The sequence below is a fragment of the Nocardioides okcheonensis genome (genome assembly GCF_020991065.1).
Classification (GTDB): Bacteria; Actinomycetota; Actinomycetes; order Propionibacteriales; family Nocardioidaceae; genus Nocardioides; species Nocardioides okcheonensis.
In genome coordinates this window covers 1,536,320-1,554,169 of the sequence record NZ_CP087710.1, presented here as the reverse complement: position 1 = coordinate 1,554,169, position 17,850 = coordinate 1,536,320, and the positions used below count along the sequence as shown (strand labels likewise).

20 protein-coding genes are annotated in these 17,850 nt (G+C 73.4%); 13 read left to right on the top strand and 7 right to left on the bottom strand.

Going from position 1 to position 17,850, the window contains the following annotated elements; translation table 11 throughout:
* Position 1: 1 nt before the first annotated feature.
* The gene (locus LN652_RS07450) at positions 2-1,009 is read left to right on the top strand and encodes a DUF3048 domain-containing protein (RefSeq protein WP_230444034.1); all 1,008 of its coding nucleotides are present in this window, start codon (positions 2-4) and stop codon (positions 1,007-1,009) included.
* Here the strand turns inward: LN652_RS07450 and LN652_RS07445 are convergent.
* The gene (locus tag LN652_RS07445; RefSeq protein ID WP_230444033.1) at positions 993-1,673 is read right to left on the bottom strand and encodes a TetR/AcrR family transcriptional regulator; all 681 of its coding nucleotides are present in this window, start codon (positions 1,671-1,673) and stop codon (positions 993-995) included. The genes LN652_RS07450 and LN652_RS07445 overlap by 17 nt on opposite strands.
* A 58-nt stretch (positions 1,674-1,731) precedes the next feature.
* A complete protein-coding gene (locus tag LN652_RS22025) occupies positions 1,732-3,099 on the bottom strand; it encodes a calcium-binding protein (protein WP_329958470.1) in 1,368 nt (455 codons plus the stop codon).
* 126 nt (positions 3,100-3,225) lie between these two features.
* On the opposite strand from LN652_RS22025, the gene LN652_RS07430 reads away from it, so the two are divergent.
* The 5 genes from LN652_RS07430 (at position 3,226) to LN652_RS07410 (ending at position 8,710) form a co-directional block, all read left to right on the top strand.
* Positions 3,226-3,780 carry a YqgE/AlgH family protein gene (locus LN652_RS07430; RefSeq protein WP_230444032.1) on the top strand — a complete coding sequence of 185 codons (555 nt, stop codon included), beginning with the start codon at positions 3,226-3,228 and terminating at the stop codon, positions 3,778-3,780.
* Positions 3,781-3,875: 95 nt separating this feature from the next.
* Positions 3,876-5,930, top strand: a complete 2,055-nt coding sequence (locus LN652_RS07425) for a cutinase family protein (RefSeq protein ID WP_230444031.1) — start codon at positions 3,876-3,878, stop codon at positions 5,928-5,930.
* A 61-nt stretch (positions 5,931-5,991) separates the two neighbouring features.
* Complete coding sequence (locus tag LN652_RS07420; protein ID WP_230444030.1) at positions 5,992-6,270, top strand: DUF3039 domain-containing protein; 279 nt, start codon at positions 5,992-5,994, stop codon at positions 6,268-6,270.
* Complete coding sequence (locus LN652_RS07415) at positions 6,267-8,045, top strand: DEAD/DEAH box helicase (protein ID WP_268932239.1); 1,779 nt, start codon at positions 6,267-6,269, stop codon at positions 8,043-8,045. The genes LN652_RS07420 and LN652_RS07415 overlap by 4 nt, the downstream gene beginning before the upstream one ends.
* Before the next feature lie 29 nt (positions 8,046-8,074).
* Positions 8,075-8,710 carry an IclR family transcriptional regulator gene (locus LN652_RS07410; RefSeq protein WP_230444029.1) on the top strand — a complete coding sequence of 212 codons (636 nt, stop codon included), beginning with the start codon at positions 8,075-8,077 and terminating at the stop codon, positions 8,708-8,710.
* Positions 8,711-8,717: 7 nt separating this feature from the next.
* Here LN652_RS07410 and LN652_RS07405 read toward each other — a convergent pair whose 3' ends face one another.
* On the bottom strand, positions 8,718-9,203 hold the full coding sequence (locus LN652_RS07405) for a winged helix-turn-helix transcriptional regulator (protein ID WP_230444028.1): 486 nt from the start codon (positions 9,201-9,203) through the stop codon (positions 8,718-8,720).
* A 56-nt stretch (positions 9,204-9,259) separates the two neighbouring features.
* On the opposite strand from LN652_RS07405, the gene LN652_RS07400 reads away from it, so the two are divergent.
* The gene (locus LN652_RS07400; RefSeq protein WP_230444027.1) at positions 9,260-9,775 is read left to right on the top strand and encodes a PaaI family thioesterase; all 516 of its coding nucleotides are present in this window, start codon (positions 9,260-9,262) and stop codon (positions 9,773-9,775) included.
* Here LN652_RS07400 and LN652_RS07395 read toward each other — a convergent pair.
* Entirely contained in the window at positions 9,756-10,229 is a 474-nt protein-coding gene (locus tag LN652_RS07395) for an Lrp/AsnC family transcriptional regulator (protein WP_230444026.1), read from the bottom strand. The two genes, LN652_RS07400 and LN652_RS07395, sit on opposite strands and share 20 nt — an antisense overlap.
* An 82-nt stretch (positions 10,230-10,311) precedes the next feature.
* Here LN652_RS07395 and hppD point away from each other — a divergent pair, with 82 nt between their 5' ends.
* The 4 genes from hppD to LN652_RS07375 all read left to right on the top strand — a co-directional run bounded on the left by hppD (position 10,312) and on the right by LN652_RS07375 (position 13,411).
* Positions 10,312-11,544 (top strand): 4-hydroxyphenylpyruvate dioxygenase, encoded by a 1,233-nt coding sequence (gene hppD, locus LN652_RS07390; RefSeq protein WP_230444025.1) that lies wholly within the window; start codon positions 10,312-10,314, stop codon positions 11,542-11,544.
* A 170-nt stretch (positions 11,545-11,714) separates the two neighbouring features.
* Complete coding sequence (locus LN652_RS07385) at positions 11,715-12,353, top strand: DUF2975 domain-containing protein (RefSeq protein ID WP_230444024.1); 639 nt, start codon at positions 11,715-11,717, stop codon at positions 12,351-12,353.
* Positions 12,353-12,601, top strand: a complete 249-nt coding sequence (locus tag LN652_RS07380; protein WP_230444023.1) for a helix-turn-helix domain-containing protein — start codon at positions 12,353-12,355, stop codon at positions 12,599-12,601. Before LN652_RS07385 ends, LN652_RS07380 begins: the two co-directional genes overlap by 1 nt.
* A 12-nt stretch (positions 12,602-12,613) precedes the next feature.
* Positions 12,614-13,411, top strand: a complete 798-nt coding sequence (locus LN652_RS07375; RefSeq protein WP_230444022.1) for a hypothetical protein — start codon at positions 12,614-12,616, stop codon at positions 13,409-13,411.
* Positions 13,412-13,572: 161 nt separating this feature from the next.
* Here the strand turns inward: LN652_RS07375 and LN652_RS07370 are convergent, their stop codons facing one another.
* The 3 genes from LN652_RS07370 to LN652_RS07360 form a co-directional block, all read right to left on the bottom strand.
* On the bottom strand, positions 13,573-14,814 hold the full coding sequence (locus LN652_RS07370) for an MFS transporter (RefSeq protein WP_230444021.1): 1,242 nt from the start codon (positions 14,812-14,814) through the stop codon (positions 13,573-13,575).
* On the bottom strand, positions 14,811-15,242 hold the full coding sequence (locus tag LN652_RS07365) for a MarR family winged helix-turn-helix transcriptional regulator (protein WP_230444020.1): 432 nt from the start codon (positions 15,240-15,242) through the stop codon (positions 14,811-14,813). The genes LN652_RS07370 and LN652_RS07365 overlap by 4 nt, the downstream gene beginning before the upstream one ends.
* Before the next feature lie 114 nt (positions 15,243-15,356).
* Positions 15,357-15,956 (bottom strand): LysE/ArgO family amino acid transporter, encoded by a 600-nt coding sequence (locus tag LN652_RS07360; protein WP_230444019.1) that lies wholly within the window; start codon positions 15,954-15,956, stop codon positions 15,357-15,359.
* A 72-nt stretch (positions 15,957-16,028) separates the two neighbouring features.
* Here LN652_RS07360 and LN652_RS07355 point away from each other — a divergent pair, with 72 nt between their 5' ends.
* Positions 16,029-16,943 carry a LysR family transcriptional regulator ArgP gene (locus LN652_RS07355; protein ID WP_230444018.1) on the top strand — a complete coding sequence of 305 codons (915 nt, stop codon included), beginning with the start codon at positions 16,029-16,031 and terminating at the stop codon, positions 16,941-16,943.
* Between the two features lie 99 nt (positions 16,944-17,042).
* A complete protein-coding gene (locus LN652_RS07350) occupies positions 17,043-17,849 on the top strand; it encodes a hypothetical protein (RefSeq protein ID WP_230444017.1) in 807 nt (268 codons plus the stop codon).
* Position 17,850: the final 1 nt, after the last annotated feature.

Here is a 17,850-nt window from a genome sequence, read left to right as displayed (position 1 = left end):
CGTGCGTCACCGCCTCACCGTGTCCGTCGCCGCGCTCGCCGCGGCCTCGCTGCTGCTCGCCGGGTGCGGCGGGGGCGACGAGGAGACCCCGGGTGACCCGGCGGCCTCGTCGGAGCCGACCACGTCGGACGCCTCGGCGCCGCCCGAGCCGGTCTACTGGCCGCTGACGGGCCTGGAGCGCAAGGGCAACGCGCCGAAGCACCCGGTGATCGTGACGAAGGTCGACAACACGTCCTCGAGCGCCCCGCAGGTGGGCCTCGGGTCGGCCGACCTGGTGGTCGAGGAGCTGGTCGAGGGCGGCTACACGCGCCTCGCGGCCTTCTACTACTCGAAGGTCCCCGCCGACATCGGTCCGGTCCGCTCGATGCGCGCCAGCGACATCGGCATCGTGCCGGAGGGCGCCACCGTCGTGACCAGCGGCGCGGCGCAGGTGACGATCAACCGGATCAACGGCGCGGGCATCCCGTGGATCACAGAGGGTGCGGCCGGCGTCTACCGCGACAACACCCGCTCGGCGCCCTACAACCTCTTCGCACACCTCGCCGACATCTCGAAGCGGCTCAAGGCCGAGGAGGAGCCGCCCGCCTACCTGCCGTGGGGCACGGAGGCCGACCTGCCCAAGGGCGACAAGGCCAGCACCCTCACCGCCGACTTCGGGGCGCACACCACGTCGTGGCAGTTCCAGGGCGGGCGCTACGTCAACACCGACTCCTACGCCGCCGAGGGCGACGAGTTCCCGGCCGACTCGGTGCTCGTGCTGCGGGTCAAGGTCGGCGACGCCGGCTACACCGACCCCGCGGGCTACCCCGTGCCGGAGACGAAGTTCGAGGGCACCGGCGCGGCGCTGCTGTTCCACGGCGGTCGCGTGGTCCGGGGCACCTGGTCCAAGGACGGCCTGACCGGCCGGATCGAGCTCAGCACGAAGAACGGCGAGCTCACCGTCCCGGCCGGCCACACGTGGGTCGAGCTGGTCCCGGCCGTCAACGGCGACGTCACGTTCGCGAAGTAGCGACAGACGCAGCACCGGGCTCCTGGGGGCCGCGACCGGCCTCCAGGAGCTCGCGCAACCCGGTCAGCACCGCACCGATCGCCCGCTCCGCGCGGTCGGCCCCCGCCGCCGCGTCGTCGTCGGAGGCGGCCGCGGCGCCGGCCGCCGACAGGGCGCCGAAGAAGATCCGGGCGAAGGTGTCGAGCATCGCCTCGTCGAGGTGCCAGTCGTCGGAGGCGAGCACCGACCGGACGATCTCGTCGACGACGGCGTAGGTCGAGGCCTCCTCGCGCTCGCGGAACCGTTCGCGGCCGAGCACCGAGGGGCCGTCGGCGACGACGAGCTGGCGGTAGCCCGGCTCCCGCACCACGTCGAGGAAGGCGCGCAGGCCCGCCCTGGCGCCCAGCCACGGGTCGGTCGGTCCCTCAGCCGCCCGCTGGACGGTGTGCGTCGCCCGCTGCTCGACCCGCTCGAGGGCGGCCTCGAAGATCGCCTGCTTGCCGCTGAAGTGGTGGTAGAGCGCCCCCTTGGTGACGTCGGCCCCCGCGACGATCGCGTCGAGCGACGTCGCGGCGTAGCCGTGCCGCACGAACAGCTCCTCGGCCGCGTCGACGAGCGAGGTCCTCGTCGACGCCGACCACCTCCGCGGCCGCGCCGCCGCCGGTTCCTGCCCCCGTCCGTCCATCGGTCCACCCTAGGTGACCTGCGTCACCCCGGGCCCGGGGTCGAGGGCAGGACCCGCGTCAGCGGCGCAGCTCGCAGCCCTTCAGCCGCTCGCCGCGCAGGCACCGGTCCCGACCGCGCTTGCCGTCGAGCTGGTCCTTGCCGGGGCCGCCGTCGAGCACGTCGGCGCCGCCGTCGCTGCCGATGAGCACGTCCGCGCCCCGGCCGCCGCTCGCCCGCACGGACGGCTTCTGGAGCCACTTCACCCGGAACCGTTCCGGCTGCTTGCCGCCGGTGAACCGGATCGTCCCGCGTCCGTCGTTGCCCTCGACGAGGAACTCCTCGGTGCCGGTGAGCGTCGCGAACCGCTTGCCCCCGACGTCCACGCGGCGCTTCGGCACCGAGACGGCGACGTCGTAGGTGATCTTCCCGGAGACGAAGGCATCGAGGGTCAGGCGGTCGCGACCACCGCCACCGGCGAGCGTCATCGCGGTGCGGGCCGGCGTCCCCCGCCCGAGGGAGGTCCGCAGGGTGTCGTCGCCCGCGCCACCGCGCGCCGACACGCCGCCGCCCGAGCTGAGGAAGTCGTCGCCGGCGCCGCCGTCGAGGCTGGTCCCGGCCGCGCCCTGCGAGGACGCGAGGTAGTCGTCCCCGTCGTCCCCGACCAGGACGTCCGCGCCGAGGCCGCCGTCGATCGAGTCGTCCCCGGTCCCGCCCGAGACGCGGTCGTCACCCGCCACGCGTCGGGGGTTCGTGCGGTTGAGCCAGGTCGGCGACGCGTCACCGTCGAGCAGGTCGTCGCCCTCGCCGCCGGCGAGGACGTCGTCGCCACCCCCGCCGAGCAGCTGGTCGTCGGCGGGTCCGCCGGTGAGCACGTCGTCGAAGGGGCTGCCGGTCACGCCGGTGTACTTCCCGGCCGGCGTGGGCGCGAAGGTGTCGGTGCCCTCGCCGGTCGCGGTGAGCGCGCCGAGGTCGACCGTGACCGGGCCGGTGGCGTTCGCGTACGACACCGTGTCGGTGTTGACGACGTCGCCGAACCAGATGTCCTCGGGCCCGAGGTCGAAGCCGAGGTCGACGTAGTCGTCGCCCGGGCCGGGCTCCACCAGGTCACCGGCGTAGTCGTCGTCGGCCTCGTAGTCGGTGAGGCCCCCGAACAGCCGGTCGTTGCCCGCACCACCCAGCAGGTGGTCGCTGCCGTCGAGGCCGCAGATGACGTCGTTGCCGCCGAGGCCGTCGATGCGGTCCCACCCGTCGGTGCCGACGATGACGTCGTCGCCCTCGGTCCCGAGCGTCCACGGGGCGGGGTAGCCGCTCGGTGGCGCGGCGACGACGGTGGCGGCGCGGCCGTCGCAGGTCGGCGCCGCGGCCGAGGCAGTGGTGGTGGGGGCGACGGTGAGCGCCCAGGCCGTGGCCAGCGCGAGCGCGGCGGCCCTGGTGGTCGTACGCATGGTGTTCTCCTCCGAGACGGTGTCGGGGAGGGGACGTCCCCGGCACCGGGAAAGTTGCCTCGCGTCCCCCTCATCGGGGTGCGACGCGGGGTGTGTGGCCGCGGACGACGTGCCATGGTGGACGGCATGCAGCCAGCCGCCGGACTCCTGCTCCTGGCGGCGCCTGCGCTCCAGGACCCCAACTTCGCGGACACCGTCGTGCTGCTCCTCGACGTCACCGACGAGGGCGCGCTGGGCGTGGTGCTGAACCGGCCGTCGCAGGTGCTGGTGGCCGACGTGCTCGCGCCGTGGCGCGACGTCGTGGCCGAGCCGGAGGTGCTGTTCCGGGGCGGTCCGGTCGGGCTCGACGGCGCGCTCGCCGTCGCCCTGCTGCGCGACCTCGGTGACACCCCGGTGGGCTGGCGCCCGGTGCGCGGGCCGCTCGGCATGGTCGACCTGGACACCCCGACCGAGCTCGTCGACGGGTCGCTGTCGGCGATGCGGGTGTTCGCGGGCTACGCCGGATGGGGCGCCCACCAGCTCGAGGGCGAGGTGGAGCGCGGCGACTGGTACGTCGTCGACGGGCACCTCGACGACCCGTTCCTCCTCGACCCCACCGACCTGTGGCGCTCGGTGATGCGGCGCCAGCCCGGCAGCCTCGCGTGGCACCTCAACCGCCCGGTCGATCCCGACCTCAACTGACGGGGCAGGATCTCCCTGACAACTTTTCGCCGGCTGCGTGCGTCTGCCCCTGCGCGGGGGCGAGCGCTCCCGCCGGACGACGGACGGGGGACCAGGTGGGACGACGAGGACGGCGGGGGCCGGCAGCGCTGCTGGCCGGGGTGACGGTGGCGGCGGGGATGGCCGTCACGACCGCGGCGCCCGCGGGCGCCGCGACGGACGCGAAGCCGCAGCGGTGCGCGGAGGTCGTGCAGGTGTGGGCCGGCGGCGGACCCTCGTTCGCCCTGCACGACGCGGCCTCGCTGCTGCCCGGGTCGCCCACGGTGCGGACCGTCGAGGTCGGAGGGGGGACGAAGGCCCTGACGGCCGCCCGGTTCCGACAGCTCGAACGCCGCGGGCTGGAGGCGCCGTACCTCGCCGGCTACCAGCAGCGCGCCCGGACGATGGCGACCCGGCTGCGGACGCTCTCGCGCACCTGCCCCGACGCCCTGCTGGTCGTCGGGGGCTACTCCGACGGGGCGGTCGCGGCCCGACAGGCCCTGCGGTCGCTCGCGGTGAAGGGCGACGCCCGCACCGTGAGGAGGGTGGGCGCCGTCCTGCTGTTCGGTGACCCCCTGAGCCGCGAGAAGGAGGGGGAGCAGGTCGACCTCGGCGGTGTCCGCGGAGTCCTGGTCGGCGACGGTCCCCAGCTGCGGCTACCACGCTGGTCGACCCGCGCGGGACTGGCGCTGTCCTGGTGCGCGAGCACCGACCCGGTGTGCCGCCCGTCACTGGGCGCCGCCGACGTCGCGGGTCATCGCGCGTACGACCAGGACGACCTCGACTACTTCCTCGACCAGGACCCGGGCACCACCTTGTCGCGGGCGCTCGACCACCTCCCGACCGCGCGGACGGTGAGCGCCCCGTACGCGGTCGCGTCGGGCAGCACGCGCACCCGGATCCGTGCCTCCGACCTGTTCGGGGCGTGGTCCGCGCCGCGGATCACCTCCGCCGACCGGCTCCCCGAGGGCTTGCGCGTGCGGAAGGGCCGGCTGACCGGCACCCTTCCCGAAGGCCGCCACGTCGCGGTGCTCCGCGTGCGGTCGACCCGCGTCGCCCCGGCGCTCAGCCGTCGGGTGAAGGTGCGGATCGACGTGCGCGAGCAGGCGGCACCGGCCGGCACGACCCTGGTCACCGCCGGCCCCGACGGACGCCCGGCCGACGGACCGTCCAGCGACGTGCACGTCGCCGCCGACGGGCGCACCGTCGTCTTCGCGTCGCGCGCGACCAACCTCGTCGACACCGACGTCTCGAGCGCGCTGCGCGAGGCCTCCTCGACGGTGGCCTACGCGTGGGACGCCGCGACCGGTCGCGCCGAGGTCGTCGGCGTCGGACCCGGTGGCGACGTCCTGGGTGACGCGGTGCCGCTGGACGTGTCCGCCGACGGTCGCGTGGTGCTCCTGCGCGCGGGCGGCGCTCTCTACGTGCGCGACCGGCAGGCCGCCACCACGACGCTCGTCCCGGTCCCGGGGTCCTCGCCGAGCAGCGGCGTCCGGCTCCGGGCCTCGCTCGCCGGCGACGGCTCCTTCGTCGACGTGGGGATCCGCACCCCGGCCGTGTGGCGCTGGAACCGGCTGGACGGCACGACGCAGACCTTCCCGGTCGACACCGACTTCACGGCGTCGTCGCCCGACGGCTCGGTCGCGGCGCTCGGTGGGGGCTTCGGCCGCGAGGTCTACCTGCGCGACCTGGCGAGCGGTGTGTCCGGCCCGGTGGTCCCGCAGTCGGCCAACGCGGGCATCTTCTGGGCCGAGCTCAGCGCCGGCGGCCGCACCCTGGCGGCGTCCGTCGATGTCATCGACCTGACCCGTGGGTCGATGGTCGTCGACATCGCCCGCTCGACCGTCCTCGACCGGGGCATGCAGTTCGTCCCGGGCGTGAGCGCCGACGGTGCGTGGTACACCGGCGACAGCCGGAGGTGGCAGCTGCAGGTGACGCGGACCGACGGCACGGCGAGCCTCGACGCGTTCGTCCGTGCCCCGCGCGGCGGCGACGGTCGCCGCTCCGTGCCGGGCGCCGCCGCGCTGAGCGGTGACGGCGCAGTGCTGGCCTACACCTCGGCCGCGGTCGACCTGCTGCCGGGCGTGCGGCCGGAGGGCAGCCAGGTCTACCTGTGGCAGGTCCCACGCTGACGGCACCGCGATGACGTGTCCGATGGGCTCATGGCGGACCGGCCGGTTAGGCTTGTCCATCATGAGCACCATCGGATTCTCCCCGGGCAGCCAGACGGTCGAAGAGCGTCAGACGGTCCCGACCGATGAGGGCGACCACGAGCGGTTCTCCCACTACGTCCCCAAGGACAAGCTCACCGAGGCGATGGTCATGGGCACCCCCGTGATCGCCCTGTGCGGCAAGGTGTGGGTGCCGTCGCGCGCGCCGGAGAAGTTCCCGGTGTGCCCGGACTGCAAGGAGATCTGGGAGTCGATGAAGCCGGGCGGCGACGGCAACGACGGCTCGGGTCCCGAGGCGTGACGGGGCGCCCCGAGGCGCCGCTGCCCCCCGCGTGGCCCGACCGGGCCGCCTGGGGCACCGCGCCCTCCCTCCGCGCCTGGCAGCAGGCCGCGATGGACCTCTACCAGTCGCGCCAGCCGCAGGACTTCCTCGCCGTGGCGACGCCCGGCGCCGGCAAGACGACGTTCGCGCTGACCGTCGCCGCCGACCTGCTCAGCCGCCGCGTGGTCGACCGGATCACCGTCGTCGCGCCGACCGAGCACCTCAAGACCCAGTGGGCCGAGGCCGCGGCGCGCGCCGGCATCCCGATCGACCCGGCGTACTCCGCGGGCAAGGGCAAGACCTCCGACGACTACGTCGGCATCGCGGTGACCTACGCCGGCGTCGCGGTCAACCCGCTCGCCATGCGGATCCGCACCGAGCGGTTCAAGACCCTCGTCATCCTCGACGAGATCCACCACGCCGGTGACGCCCTGTCCTGGGGCGAGGGCGTGCGTGAGTCGTTCGACCCCGCCACCCGCCGCCTGGCGCTGACCGGCACGCCGTTCCGCTCCGACATCAACCCGATCCCGTTCGTGAGCTACGCCCCCGGCGACGACGGCGTCCCGGTGTCGTCCGCCGACTTCACCTACGGCTACGCCCACGCGCTGTCCGACCACGTCGTGCGCCCCGTGCTGTTCATGGCGTACTCCGGGGAGATGCAGTGGCGCACCCGCGCCGGCGACGAGGTCGTCGCCCGCCTCGGCGAGCCGCTGACGAAGGACATGCACGCCCAGGCGCTGCGCACGGCCCTCGACCCCCGGGGGTCGTGGATCCCCGCCGTGCTCGAGGCCGCCGACCGCCGGCTGTCCGAGGTGCGCCGCCACGTCCCCGACGCCGGCGGGCTGGTGATCGCCGGCGACCAGGAGACCGCCCGCGCCTATGCCGCGATCCTGAAGAAGGTCTCGGGGGAGTCCCCGACGGTCGTGCTGTCGGACGAGAAGGGCTCGTCGAAGAAGATCGAGAAGTTCACCCACTCCGAGGACCGCTGGATGGTCGCGGTCCGGATGGTGTCCGAGGGCGTCGACGTGCCGCGGCTCGCCGTCGGCGTGTGGGCCACCACCGTCTCCACGCCGCTGTTCTTCGCCCAGGCCGTCGGCCGCTTCGTGCGCGCCCGGTCGCGCGGCGAGACCGCGACGGTCTTCCTCCCGTCGGCGCCGCACCTGCTCGAGTTCGCCTCCGACATGGAGGCCCAGCGCGACCACGTGCTCGGCCGCAAGGTCACCGACGACGACGACATCTTCGCCGCCGAGGAGGACCTGCTCGCCGCGGCCAACGCCGAGGAGGGTGCGTCCGGCGAGCTCGAGATGTCGTGGGAGGCGCTCGGCTCGACCGCGTCGTTCGACCACGTCCTCTACGACGGCGCCCAGTTCGGCCACTCCGGCGAGGTGCACGTCGGCTCGGAGGAGGAGATGGACTTCCTCGGCATCCCGGGCCTGCTCGAGCCCGACCAGGTGCGCGAGCTGCTCCACTCGCGCCAGAGCGAGCGCGCGCGCAAGCAGAAGGCCAGCGGCGTGGAGGACCGGGTGGTCGACTCCGTCGAGCAGCTCAGCACCCACCAGCAGCTCGGCGTGCTGCGCCGCGAGCTCAACGGCCTCGTCGCCGCATGGCACCACCGCACCGGCCAGGCCCACGGCATCACCCACAACGCGCTGCGCAAGGAGTGCGGTGGGCCGCCGGCGGCGGTCGCCAACGCCGACCAGCTCCACGAGCGGATCAACCGGATCCGCGAGTGGGCGGTGAAGCAGACCTCCTGATCGGGCGCCCGCACCACTAGGGTCGTGACATGCCCTCGGAGACCTCGCAGACCCTCGACCGCGGACTGCGGGCGCTGAAGGTGCTCGCGGACACGCCGGAGGGCCTGACCATCACCGAGCTGTCGCACCGGCTCGAGGTCAACCGGACGGTCGTCTACCGGCTGATCAGCACCCTCGAGCAGCACGGGCTCGTACGCCGTGACGCCCGCTCGCGGCTGTTCGTGGGCCTCGGGGTGCTCCAGCTCGCCAGCGCCGTCCAGCCGCTGCTGCGCGACCTCGCGATGCCGGTGCTGCGCTCGCTGGCCGAGGCGCTCGGCTCGACCGCCCACCTCACGGTCGCCGACGGCGACGAGGCGCTCGCGCTCGCCGTGGTCGAGCCGACCTGGACCGACTTCCACGTCGCCTACCGCGTCGGTGCCCGCCACCCGCTGTCGCAGGGCGCGGCCGGCAAGGCGATCGCCCTGCTCGAGGGCAGCGACGCGGCCTACGCCGTCACCAGCGGCGAGCTGCAGAGCGGCGCGCGCGGGCTCGCGGCGCCGGTGCGCGGCGTCGACGGGCTGCGGGCCAGCGTCGGCGTGGTGACGCTCGCCGAGGCGATCGACGAGGACGTCGTGGCGCCGCAGGTGATCGAGGCCGCGCGCCTCGTGGCCGAGCGGCTGCGCTGAGCCGGCCTCAGGCTGTCCGGACCGGGTGCACGCCGGGCCCGGGGCGGGTGGCGACGTCGCGCCGGCCGGTGACCTCGTGGCCGTCGCGGCAGCGCAGCACCGCCTCGACCTCGGCGCCGCAGCCGACGTGCGCGAACTCGACGGGGGAGCCCTCGGGGTCGGCGAGGTAGCGGTCGCCCCACGCGCGGACGGCGACCAGGACGGGGTAGAGGTCGAAGCCCTTGTCGGTCGGTCGGTACTCGTGGCGCTCGCGCTGCCCCGGCTCGCGGTAGGGCTCGCGTCGCAGGATGCCGGCGTCGACGAGCAGGGCCAGGCGGTTGGTCAGCACCTGGCGGGGGATGCCGGCGTGGCGGCGCATGTCGTCGAAGCGGCGCACCCCGTTGAACACCTCGCGCAGCACCACGAACGTCCACCGCTCGCCGAGCACCTCCATCGCGCGCCCGACCGTGCAGTTGTCGGTCGACCACGCGAGCGCAGCAGGGGAGTCCGTCATGGCGCCCACCCTAGGTCTCGTTGACAGACCCAGCAAGGGGGTGATGTGCTGGGTCCATGACGCAGACCCAGCCGTTCGAGACCGACAGCCGCACCGTCACCTGGGCCACGCCCGGACAGGGCGACCTCACCCGGCTGCTCGAGCTCGACGGCCTCGGCCAGCTCGAGGCGATGCGCGCCGGCGAGCTGCCGCCCCCGCCGATCATGGACACCCTCGGGATGACCGACATGCGCGTCGAGCGGGGGAGGGTCGTGGTCGAGATGCCGGCCGCGGAGTTCCACTACAACCCGCTCGGCAGCGTGCACGGCGGGGTGATCTCCACGCTGCTCGACACGGCGGCTGCCTGCTCGGTGCACACCACCCTCGCGGTCGGCGAGCTCTACACCTCGGTCGACCTGACGGTGAAGTTCCTGCGGCCCGTCACCGTGGGCTCGGGGCTGCTGACCTGCGAGGGCACCGTCATCAGCCGCGGACGTCGTACGGCCCTCGCGCAGGCGCAGCTCACCGACGAGGCCGGACGGCTGGTCGCGCACGCGACGTCGACCTGCCTGATCATGCGGGCGGGCGACTGACCGCCTCTCCCGCGAGCGGGACCACGCGGTAGGGGATCTGGGTCGCGAGCGCGATCACCGTCGTCGAGCGGTCGATGCCGGGCTCGGTGAGGACCAGGTCGATCACCCGCTGGAGGTCGGCGTTGGAGCGCGCGACGACCCGCGCCCACATGTCGCCGGCCCCGGTGATGGTGACCGCCTCGAGCACCTCGGGGATCGCCGACAGGTGGGCGGCGACCACGTCGTGGCCGGCGCCCTGCGTGATCTCCAGGGTGAGGAACGCCGTCACCGGGTAGCCGAGCGCCTCCGGCGACAGCTCGGGTCCCCAGCCGGTGATCACCCCGGCGGCGGCCAGCTTGTCGAGTCGCGCCTGGACGGTGCCGCGCGCGATGCCGAGGCGCCGGCTGGCCTCCAGCACCCCCAGTCGCGGCTCGCCGGAGAACAGCTCGATCACCTTGCCGTCGATCTCGTCCACCTGGCCTCCTCGGCCTATACAGATTGCCCAGCGTTTCGTCGTACTGTTGCACACCTTGCCGGAAGTGGGCAGGGTTCGGTGCATGACGACTGACATCGCCTCGACCGGTGGCGCCCTGACCGTGGACGAGATGAAGGCCGACCTCTCCCTCGAGCAGCTCCAGCAGCTGGTCGGCCTCGTGGAGTACGACGCCGAGTCCGACCCCTTCCCGGTGACCGGCTGGGACGCGATCTGCTTCGTGGTCGGCAACGCCACCCAGGCCGCCCACTACTACGCCTCGGCCTGGGGCATGGAGCTCGTCGCCTACTCCGGCCCGGAGAACGGCAACCGCGACCACAAGTCGTTCGTGCTCAAGTCGGGCTCGATCAGGTTCGTGCTCAGCGGCGCCGTCTCGCCCGACAGCGACCTGGTCGCCCACCACGCCCGGCACGGCGACGGCGTGGTCGACATCGCGCTCGAGGTGCCCGACGTCGACCAGTGCATCGCGCAGGCGGTCAAGGCCGGCGCCACGGTGCTCCGCCAGCCCGAGAACGTCTCCGACGAGCACGGCACGGTCCGCGTCGCCGCGATCGCCACCTATGGCGAGACGCGCCACACGCTCGTGCAGCGCACGGTCGACGGCGTCACCTACGCCGGCCCGTACCTCCCCGGCTACGTCGCGGTCGAGCCGCGCTGGGAGAAGAAGGCCGACCAGCCCAAGCGCCTCTTCCAGGCCCTCGACCACATCGTCGGCAACGTCGAGCTCGGCGAGATGGACACCTGGGTCGACTTCTACAACCGCGTCATGGGCTTCGTGAACATGGCCGAGTTCATCGGCGACGACATCGCCACCGACTACTCCGCGCTCATGTCGAAGGTCGTCGCCAACGGCAACCACCGCGTGAAGTTCCCGCTCAACGAGCCGGCCGTGGCGAAGAAGAAGTCGCAGATCGACGAGTACCTCGAGTTCTACCGCGGCCCCGGCGCCCAGCACCTCGCGCTCGCGACCGGCGACATCATCGCCACCGTCGACGCGCTGCGCGCCAACGGCGTGGAGTTCCTCAACACCCCCGACTCCTACTACGAGGACGAGGAGCTGCGCGCGCGCATCGGCGAGGTGCGCGTGCCGATCGAGGAGCTGCAGGAGCGCGGCATCCTCGTCGACCGCGACGAGGACGGCTACCTCCTGCAGATCTTCACCAAGCCGCTCGGCGACCGCCCGACCGTGTTCTTCGAGCTGATCGAGCGCCACGGCTCGCTGGGCTTCGGCAAGGGCAACTTCAAGGCGCTCTTCGAGGCGATCGAGCGCGAGCAGGACAAGCGCGGCAACCTCTGACGCCCGCCTGACCCACCTCGTGCCACCCGAGCGGTGGCCCACCCACCTTTCCCGCGCGGAAAGTGTGGGTGGGTCACCGCTCGTCGCGTACGGCGGGATGCTGGACATATCGAAAAGCAATGCCTTATCGTTTGTCGACATCATCGACCTTCGATATGCAGGAGCGCCTCATGAACACGCACCCGTCGCGCCACGACGACCCGCTGCGGATCCTGGAGGTGCTGGTGGGCGTGGTCGTCACCGTCATGGCCGTGCTGGCGCTGGCGACGGTGGCCGGGACGGTCCTCGGCAGCGGGTCCGTGCCGGGGCTGGACGCCGAGGTGTGCGCGACCGCGTCCGGTGACCAGCTCGGCTTCCGCCAGGGGGAGGACGGGCGGACGGGGCCGGCCCACCTCGACGAGGGCATCACCTGGCGGGCGGACGAGGTCCAGGTCTGTGATCCCGACCCCGACGTCGCCACCCGCGCCCTCGGAGGTGCCGGCCTGCTGGTCTGGGTCGGCGGTCCCGCAGTCTTCTTCGCGCTGCTCTGGCGCTTCCTGCGTCGCGCCCGCCGCGAGGGCGTCTTCGCCGACCGCGTCCCCGGCCAGCTGCGGACCCTCGGACGGGTGCTGCTGATGTGGGCCGCCCTCGACCTGGTGCTCTCGGGATGGGTCGAGGCCGCGCTGGTCCAGCGGATGACGGACAGCCCGTTCGCGGTGAGCGCGACCGTGCCGTGGGTGCCGCTGCTGCTGGGCGTCGCGCTGCTCGCGCTCGCGAAGGTGATGGAGCAGGCCGTCGAGATGCGCCACGACGTCGAGGCCACGATCTGATGGCCCGACGGACCGCCGAGGACGCCGAGGAGCAGCACGGCGTCACCGTCCACCTCGACGAGGTGCTCGCCGCCCGCGGCATGACCCTGACCGAGCTCGCGGAGCGCGTCGGGGTGACGGTGGTCAACCTCAGCGTGCTGAAGAACGGGCGCGCCAAGGCGGTGCGGTTCTCGACCCTGACGCGCGTCTGCCGCGTCCTGGACTGCCAGCCCGGCGACATCCTGCGCGTCGAGCCGGGCGGGGACTGAGAGGCTGGCCCCATGATGATCCGCGCCGCCGAGCTCGCCGCCATCAAGGCCGGCACGATCGACCTCGCCTTCCGCCGGTGGGCCCGACCCCGCGTCGTGGTCGGCACCCGGCTGCGGACCGCGGTCGGGCTGGTCGAGGTGACCTCGGTCGAGGAGGTCGACGCCGCGACGCTGACCGAGGACGACGCCCGCCGGGCGGGGGCGGCCTCGCTCGCCGCCCTCCGCGAGGGTCTCGCCGCCCGCCCGGACGACCCGGCGTGGCGGATCGGGGTGGCGTACGCCGGTCCCGACCCGCGCGAGCTGCTGCGCGCCGCGGTGCCGGACGCCGAGGAGGTCGCCGCGATCAACGCGCGCCTCGACCGGCTCGACGCCGCGTCCCCGATCGGGCCGTGGACGCGGGCGACGCTCGACCTGATCGACCTCAACCCTGGCGTGCGCGCGCCCGAGCTGGCCGCGCAGGTCGGGCGGGAGACCCAGGACTTCAAGAAGGACGTGCGCAAGCTCAAGGAGCTCGGCCTCACCGAGTCGCTGGCCATCGGCTACCTGCTCTCCCCGCGCGGTGAGGCCGTGGTCGACGCGGGCCTGCCCGAGCCGCGGCAGCGCGCACCCCGCGAGCAGGGCACCCCGCTCCCGCGCACCATCGGCGCCCCCGCGACGCGTGCGTTGCGCGCGGTCGGCGCGACCACGCTGGAGCAGGTGGCGACGTACTCCGCCGACCAGCTCGCCGCGATGCACGGCGTCGGGCCGATCGCGATCACCCGGCTGCGCGAGGCGATGGCCGAGCAGGGCCTGCGCTACGCCGGCGAGTGAGCGCTCAGAGCGGCGCCCCGTCGCAGCAGTTGGCCTTCATGTGGCAGTGGGGGCACAGCCACCGGGTCGAGATGGGGTCGAACTCTTCCCCGCAGTAGTCGCACGGCACGGCACCGACGCTAGTACGCCGGTGCCGTGCCGTGGAGCGCGACCCGCGGGGGTCAGGCCAGGTCGCCGACGAGCTCGCTCTCGGCCTCGGTGACCCCGTGCGGCTCGGGCGCCGCGGAGAGCGCCGCGGCGATCGTGCGCGACCCGGCGGCCACGACGACCACGCCGACCGCGACCGCGGCCGCGCCGAACCAGAACGGCGCGTGCAGGTCGACGTTCTCGGCCAGCTTGAGCGCGACGTACGGGCCGACCGCGCCGCCGGTGAAGCGGACGAACGAGTACGCCGCCGACGCGATCGGGCGCTCGACGGGGGCCGCGCCCATCACGGCCTCGGTGACCAGGGTGTTCGTGACGCCGAGGAAGGCGCCCGCCACGACGATGCCGACGGTGACGACGACCTCGGACGAGGCGCCGAGCGCCATCACCGCGAGGTCGAGGGAGAACAGCGCGAGGACCGCGGTGAGGGTCGGCAGGGTGCCGAAGCGGCGCTGCAGGAGCGGCGCGAGCCAGACGGAGGTGAGGGCGAGCAGCAGGCCCCAGCCGAAGAACGTCCAGCCGATGCCCATGATCGAGTACGTCGGCAGCGCGAACGGGCCGGCGGCCATCAGCGTGAAGAAGCCGAGGTTGTAGAAGATCGCGACCAGGGCGAGCAGCAGCAGCGCGCGGTGGCGCAGGGCGCGGAACGGGTCGAGGATCGACGTCTTGTGCCCGGTCGGGGGAGTGGACGGCAGGAAGAACGCGGTCGCGACGAGGGCGATCGTCATCAGCACCGAGACGCCGAAGAACGGGCCGCGCCACGAGACCTGGCCGAGCAGGCCGCCGATGAGCGGGCCGGAGGCGATGCCCAGGCCGAGCGCTGCCTCGAACAGGATGATCGCCTGCCCGACCGAGCCGGCCGACGCGCTCACGATGGTGGCGAGCGCGGTGGCGACGAAGAGCGCGTTGCCCAGGCCCCACCCGGCGCGGAAGCCGATCACGGCGCCGACGCTGTCGGAGAAGCCGGCGAGCGCGGCCGAGACGATGATGAGGGCGAGACCGGCGAGCAGGGTGCGCTTCGGGCCGATCCGGCTCGAGACCACGCCGGTGATGAGCATCGAGACGCCCATGACGGCCATGTAGCTGGTGAAGAGCAGGGAGACCTGGCTGGGCGTGGCCTCGAGCTGGGCGGCGATCTCCTTGAGGATCGGGTCGACCAGGCCGATGCCCATGAAGGCGATGACGCACGCGAAGGCCACGGCCCACACGGCGCGGGGCTGGCGAAGGATCGAGGGACTGCTCGGACTGCTGGTGCTCACAGGGTGTCCTCCTGAGGGGTCGGGCGGAGGACGTCGCGCAGCACCGCGACGGCGGTGGCGACCTCCTCGGCGGTGTGGTGGGTGTCGGCCAGCCGCGCGGTCACCAGGTCCGCGTTCGCGCGACGGATGCGGGCCAGGTCGGCCCGTCCGGCGTCGGAGAGGGCGACCACGTGGGCCCGCCCGTCGGTGGGGTGCGGCCGTCGCTCCACGAGCCCCTGCTCGCGCAGCGCCTTGACGGTGGCCGTCATGGTCGGCTGGCTGCACCGGTCGGCCGCCGCGAGGGCGGTCACGCCGGAGGGGCCCATCTCGTCGAGCAGCGACAGGGTGCGTACGCCCGCCGGGTGCTCGATCTCGCGTCGCACCGCGCGGGTGAGCCGGGCGGCGAGCACGACGAGGTCGCTGGAGAGGGTGGAGAGGTCGTCGGTCACCCCTCCACTATTACATAGGAGTCCTATGTAGATCGACCCCGCAACGACGCGACCCCGCTCACGTCCGCCGGCGGGCGGAGGTGAGCGGGGTCCGGAGCGGAGCGGCGGGCGGGCTCAGTGGGCGAGCAGCCCGACGCCGAGGACGCCCATGAGGACAGCGATGCCCGAGTCGAGCACGCGCCAGGCCGACGGCCGGGCGAAGAGGCCACGCAGCATCCGGGCGCCGTAGCCGAGCCCGAAGAACCACAGCAGGCTGGCGACCAGCGTGCCGGACAGGAACCACCAGCGGTCGGTGCCGAAGCTGTTGGCCACCGTGCCGAGCATGAGGACGGCGTCGAGGTAGAAGTGCGGGTTGAGCCAGGTCAGCGCCAGGGTCAGCATGATCGCCTTGCCCGTGGTCAGCGCGGCGCCGCCCTCGGTGGTGAGGGCGGTGGGCTTCCAGGCGCGCATGGCGGCGTGGATGCCGAAGGCGATCAGGTAGAGCCCGCCGAGGACCTGCGCGACCGGCAGGACCGAGGGCCAGCGCTCGAGGACGACGCCGAGCCCGGCGACGCCCGCGGTGATCGCGACGATGTCGGAGAGCAGGCAGGTCAGCACGATCGGCAGGACCTGTTCACCGCGGATGCCCTGACGCAGGAGGAAGGCGTTCTGGGCGCCGACGGCGACGATGAGGGCGAGTCCGGTGAGGAGACCGGTGAGTGCAACCTGGAACATGCTGACAACGGTAGGTCCCGTAACGTCTTCAATCCAGCGAACGATTCTGAGCAATCATTAGGATCTCTAAGTATGAAAGACATCACCCAGCTGGACCCTGTGGCCCTGCGCACACTCGCCGTCGCCGTGCGCCTCGGCACCTTCGAGGCGGCCGCCCGCGACCTGCACGTGACGCCGTCGGCGGTGAGCCAGCGGATCAAGGCGCTCGAGACCCGGATCGGCCGGGTCCTGCTCCACCGGGTCAAGCCGCTGGAGCCCACGGAGGCGGGCCTCGTGCTGGTCCGGCTGGCCACGCAGACCGAGATCCTCGAGCGCGAGGCGGTCGCCGAGCTAGTCGAGGAGGACGACGCCGGAGGCACGGCGTACACCTCGCTTCCGATCGCGGTCAACGCGGACGCGCTCTACAGCTGGTTCGTCGACGCGCTCGCCGACGTGCAGTCGCGGCACCGCGTGGTGTTCGAGGTGGTGCGTGAGGACCACACCCGCACCGCCGAGCGGCTGCGGCGCGGTGAGGTGGTGGCCGCGATCACCGCGGAGCCCAAGCCGGTGCCCGGCTGCCGGGTGGTGCGGCTCGGCCGGCTGCGCTACGCCGCGGTCGCGACCGCGGACTTCCACGCGGCCCACTTCGCCGACGGCGTCGGCTCGGTGTCGCTCGCCGAGACGCCGCTGGTCGCCTTCGACCGCAACGACTCCCTCCAGCACGACTTCGTGCGCCGGGTGACCCGCCGCCACCTCGCGCCGCCGGTGACGTACGTGCCGTCGGTGCGCGAGTTCGACCGCGCCATCCGGGTCGGGATGGGGTGGGGGCTGCTGCCCGAGGCCGCGGTCGCCGACGAGCTGCGACGGGGCAGCCTCGTCGAGCTGGTCCCGGGGCGGCGGCCCGAGGTCCCGCTGTTCTGGCAGCACTGGCGCCTCGGGTCGGCGCTCGTCGGCGAGCTGACCGACGCGGTCGTCGACGCCGCCCGACGCTGGATGGCGACGACGTAAAGGATCTGCGCGTTTCCCAGACAGGGTCCGGAGCCGTCCCTAGGCTGCCGGGCGAGACCGAGCACCGTGCTCGTCCCGCACTCGAACGGGGAACCTCCTGTGACACGTCGTACCGCCGCAGGCGCTTCCGCCCTTGCCGCCACGCTGGTCGTCGCGCTCTCCGGGTGCGGTGGCACCGACCCGGCCGCCGCCAGCAAGACCACCGGCGCCGTCGTCATGGAGGGCGAGCAGCTCGACGCGCTCACCGCCCAGGTCGACACGATGGGGATCGTGGAGTGGCACGGCCAGCTGCTCACCAAGAACCCCGACAACGGCGGCAAGCGGATCTTCGACCTCGACGGCCGCTACAGCCCCGCGACGGGCTACAGCCAGCTCTCGATGGACTCGGTCATCGACGGCAAGGCCGAGCAGGTCGACTACCTCGTCGTCAACGGTCGCACCTACTTCAACAGCGACGCCTGGGGCCCCAACGCCGCCACCTGCTGGGCCGACGTCACCGACCAGCCCGCCTACAGCTGGGCGCTGCCGACCGACCTCGACCCGACCTGGCCGGTCACGGACGCCCGCGCGATCCGGCTCGCCGGGGACGGGGTCGCCGTCGGCATCCCGGCCGAGGACGTCATCACCGGCATGCCGCGCGGGCTGTTCCCCGCCGTTCCGCCCGGGCTCGCCGAGATCGAGGCGGGCGCGGTGATCACCCCGCACGGGCACCTCGTCGAGGTGGCCGTCGACGTGCTGAACATGTGGAACGACGTGCCCGAGGAGGACCTCGCGGCCATCGACACCCGCAAGGCCGGCTGGTGGGCGATGACGATGAAGGAGTCGCAGGACGACACCGCCATCGCCCCGCCGTCGCAGGTCTTCGACCCGGCCGTCACCCCGCCGAGCCAGTGCAAGCGGGCCTGAC

Bases quoted from the DNA above. Each gene is read 5' to 3' on its own strand.
- LN652_RS07445 (WP_230444033.1), bottom strand. From the start codon at position 1,673: ATGGACGGACGGGGGCAGGAACCGGCGGCGGCGCGGCCGCGGAGGTGG.
- LN652_RS22025 (WP_329958470.1), bottom strand. From the start codon at position 3,099: ATGCGTACGACCACCAGGGCCGCCGCGCTCGCGCTGGCCACGGCCTGG.
- LN652_RS07430 (WP_230444032.1), top strand. From the start codon at position 3,226: ATGCAGCCAGCCGCCGGACTCCTGCTCCTGGCGGCGCCTGCGCTCCAG.
- LN652_RS07420 (WP_230444030.1), top strand. From the start codon at position 5,992: ATGAGCACCATCGGATTCTCCCCGGGCAGCCAGACGGTCGAAGAGCGT.
- LN652_RS07410 (WP_230444029.1), top strand. From the start codon at position 8,075: ATGCCCTCGGAGACCTCGCAGACCCTCGACCGCGGACTGCGGGCGCTG.
- LN652_RS07405 (WP_230444028.1), bottom strand. From the start codon at position 9,203: ATGACGGACTCCCCTGCTGCGCTCGCGTGGTCGACCGACAACTGCACG.
- LN652_RS07400 (WP_230444027.1), top strand. From the start codon at position 9,260: ATGACGCAGACCCAGCCGTTCGAGACCGACAGCCGCACCGTCACCTGG.
- hppD (WP_230444025.1), top strand. From the start codon at position 10,312: ATGACGACTGACATCGCCTCGACCGGTGGCGCCCTGACCGTGGACGAG.
- LN652_RS07385 (WP_230444024.1), top strand. From the start codon at position 11,715: ATGAACACGCACCCGTCGCGCCACGACGACCCGCTGCGGATCCTGGAG.
- LN652_RS07380 (WP_230444023.1), top strand. From the start codon at position 12,353: ATGGCCCGACGGACCGCCGAGGACGCCGAGGAGCAGCACGGCGTCACC.
- LN652_RS07375 (WP_230444022.1), top strand. From the start codon at position 12,614: ATGATGATCCGCGCCGCCGAGCTCGCCGCCATCAAGGCCGGCACGATC.
- LN652_RS07360 (WP_230444019.1), bottom strand. From the start codon at position 15,956: ATGTTCCAGGTTGCACTCACCGGTCTCCTCACCGGACTCGCCCTCATC.
- LN652_RS07355 (WP_230444018.1), top strand. From the start codon at position 16,029: ATGAAAGACATCACCCAGCTGGACCCTGTGGCCCTGCGCACACTCGCC.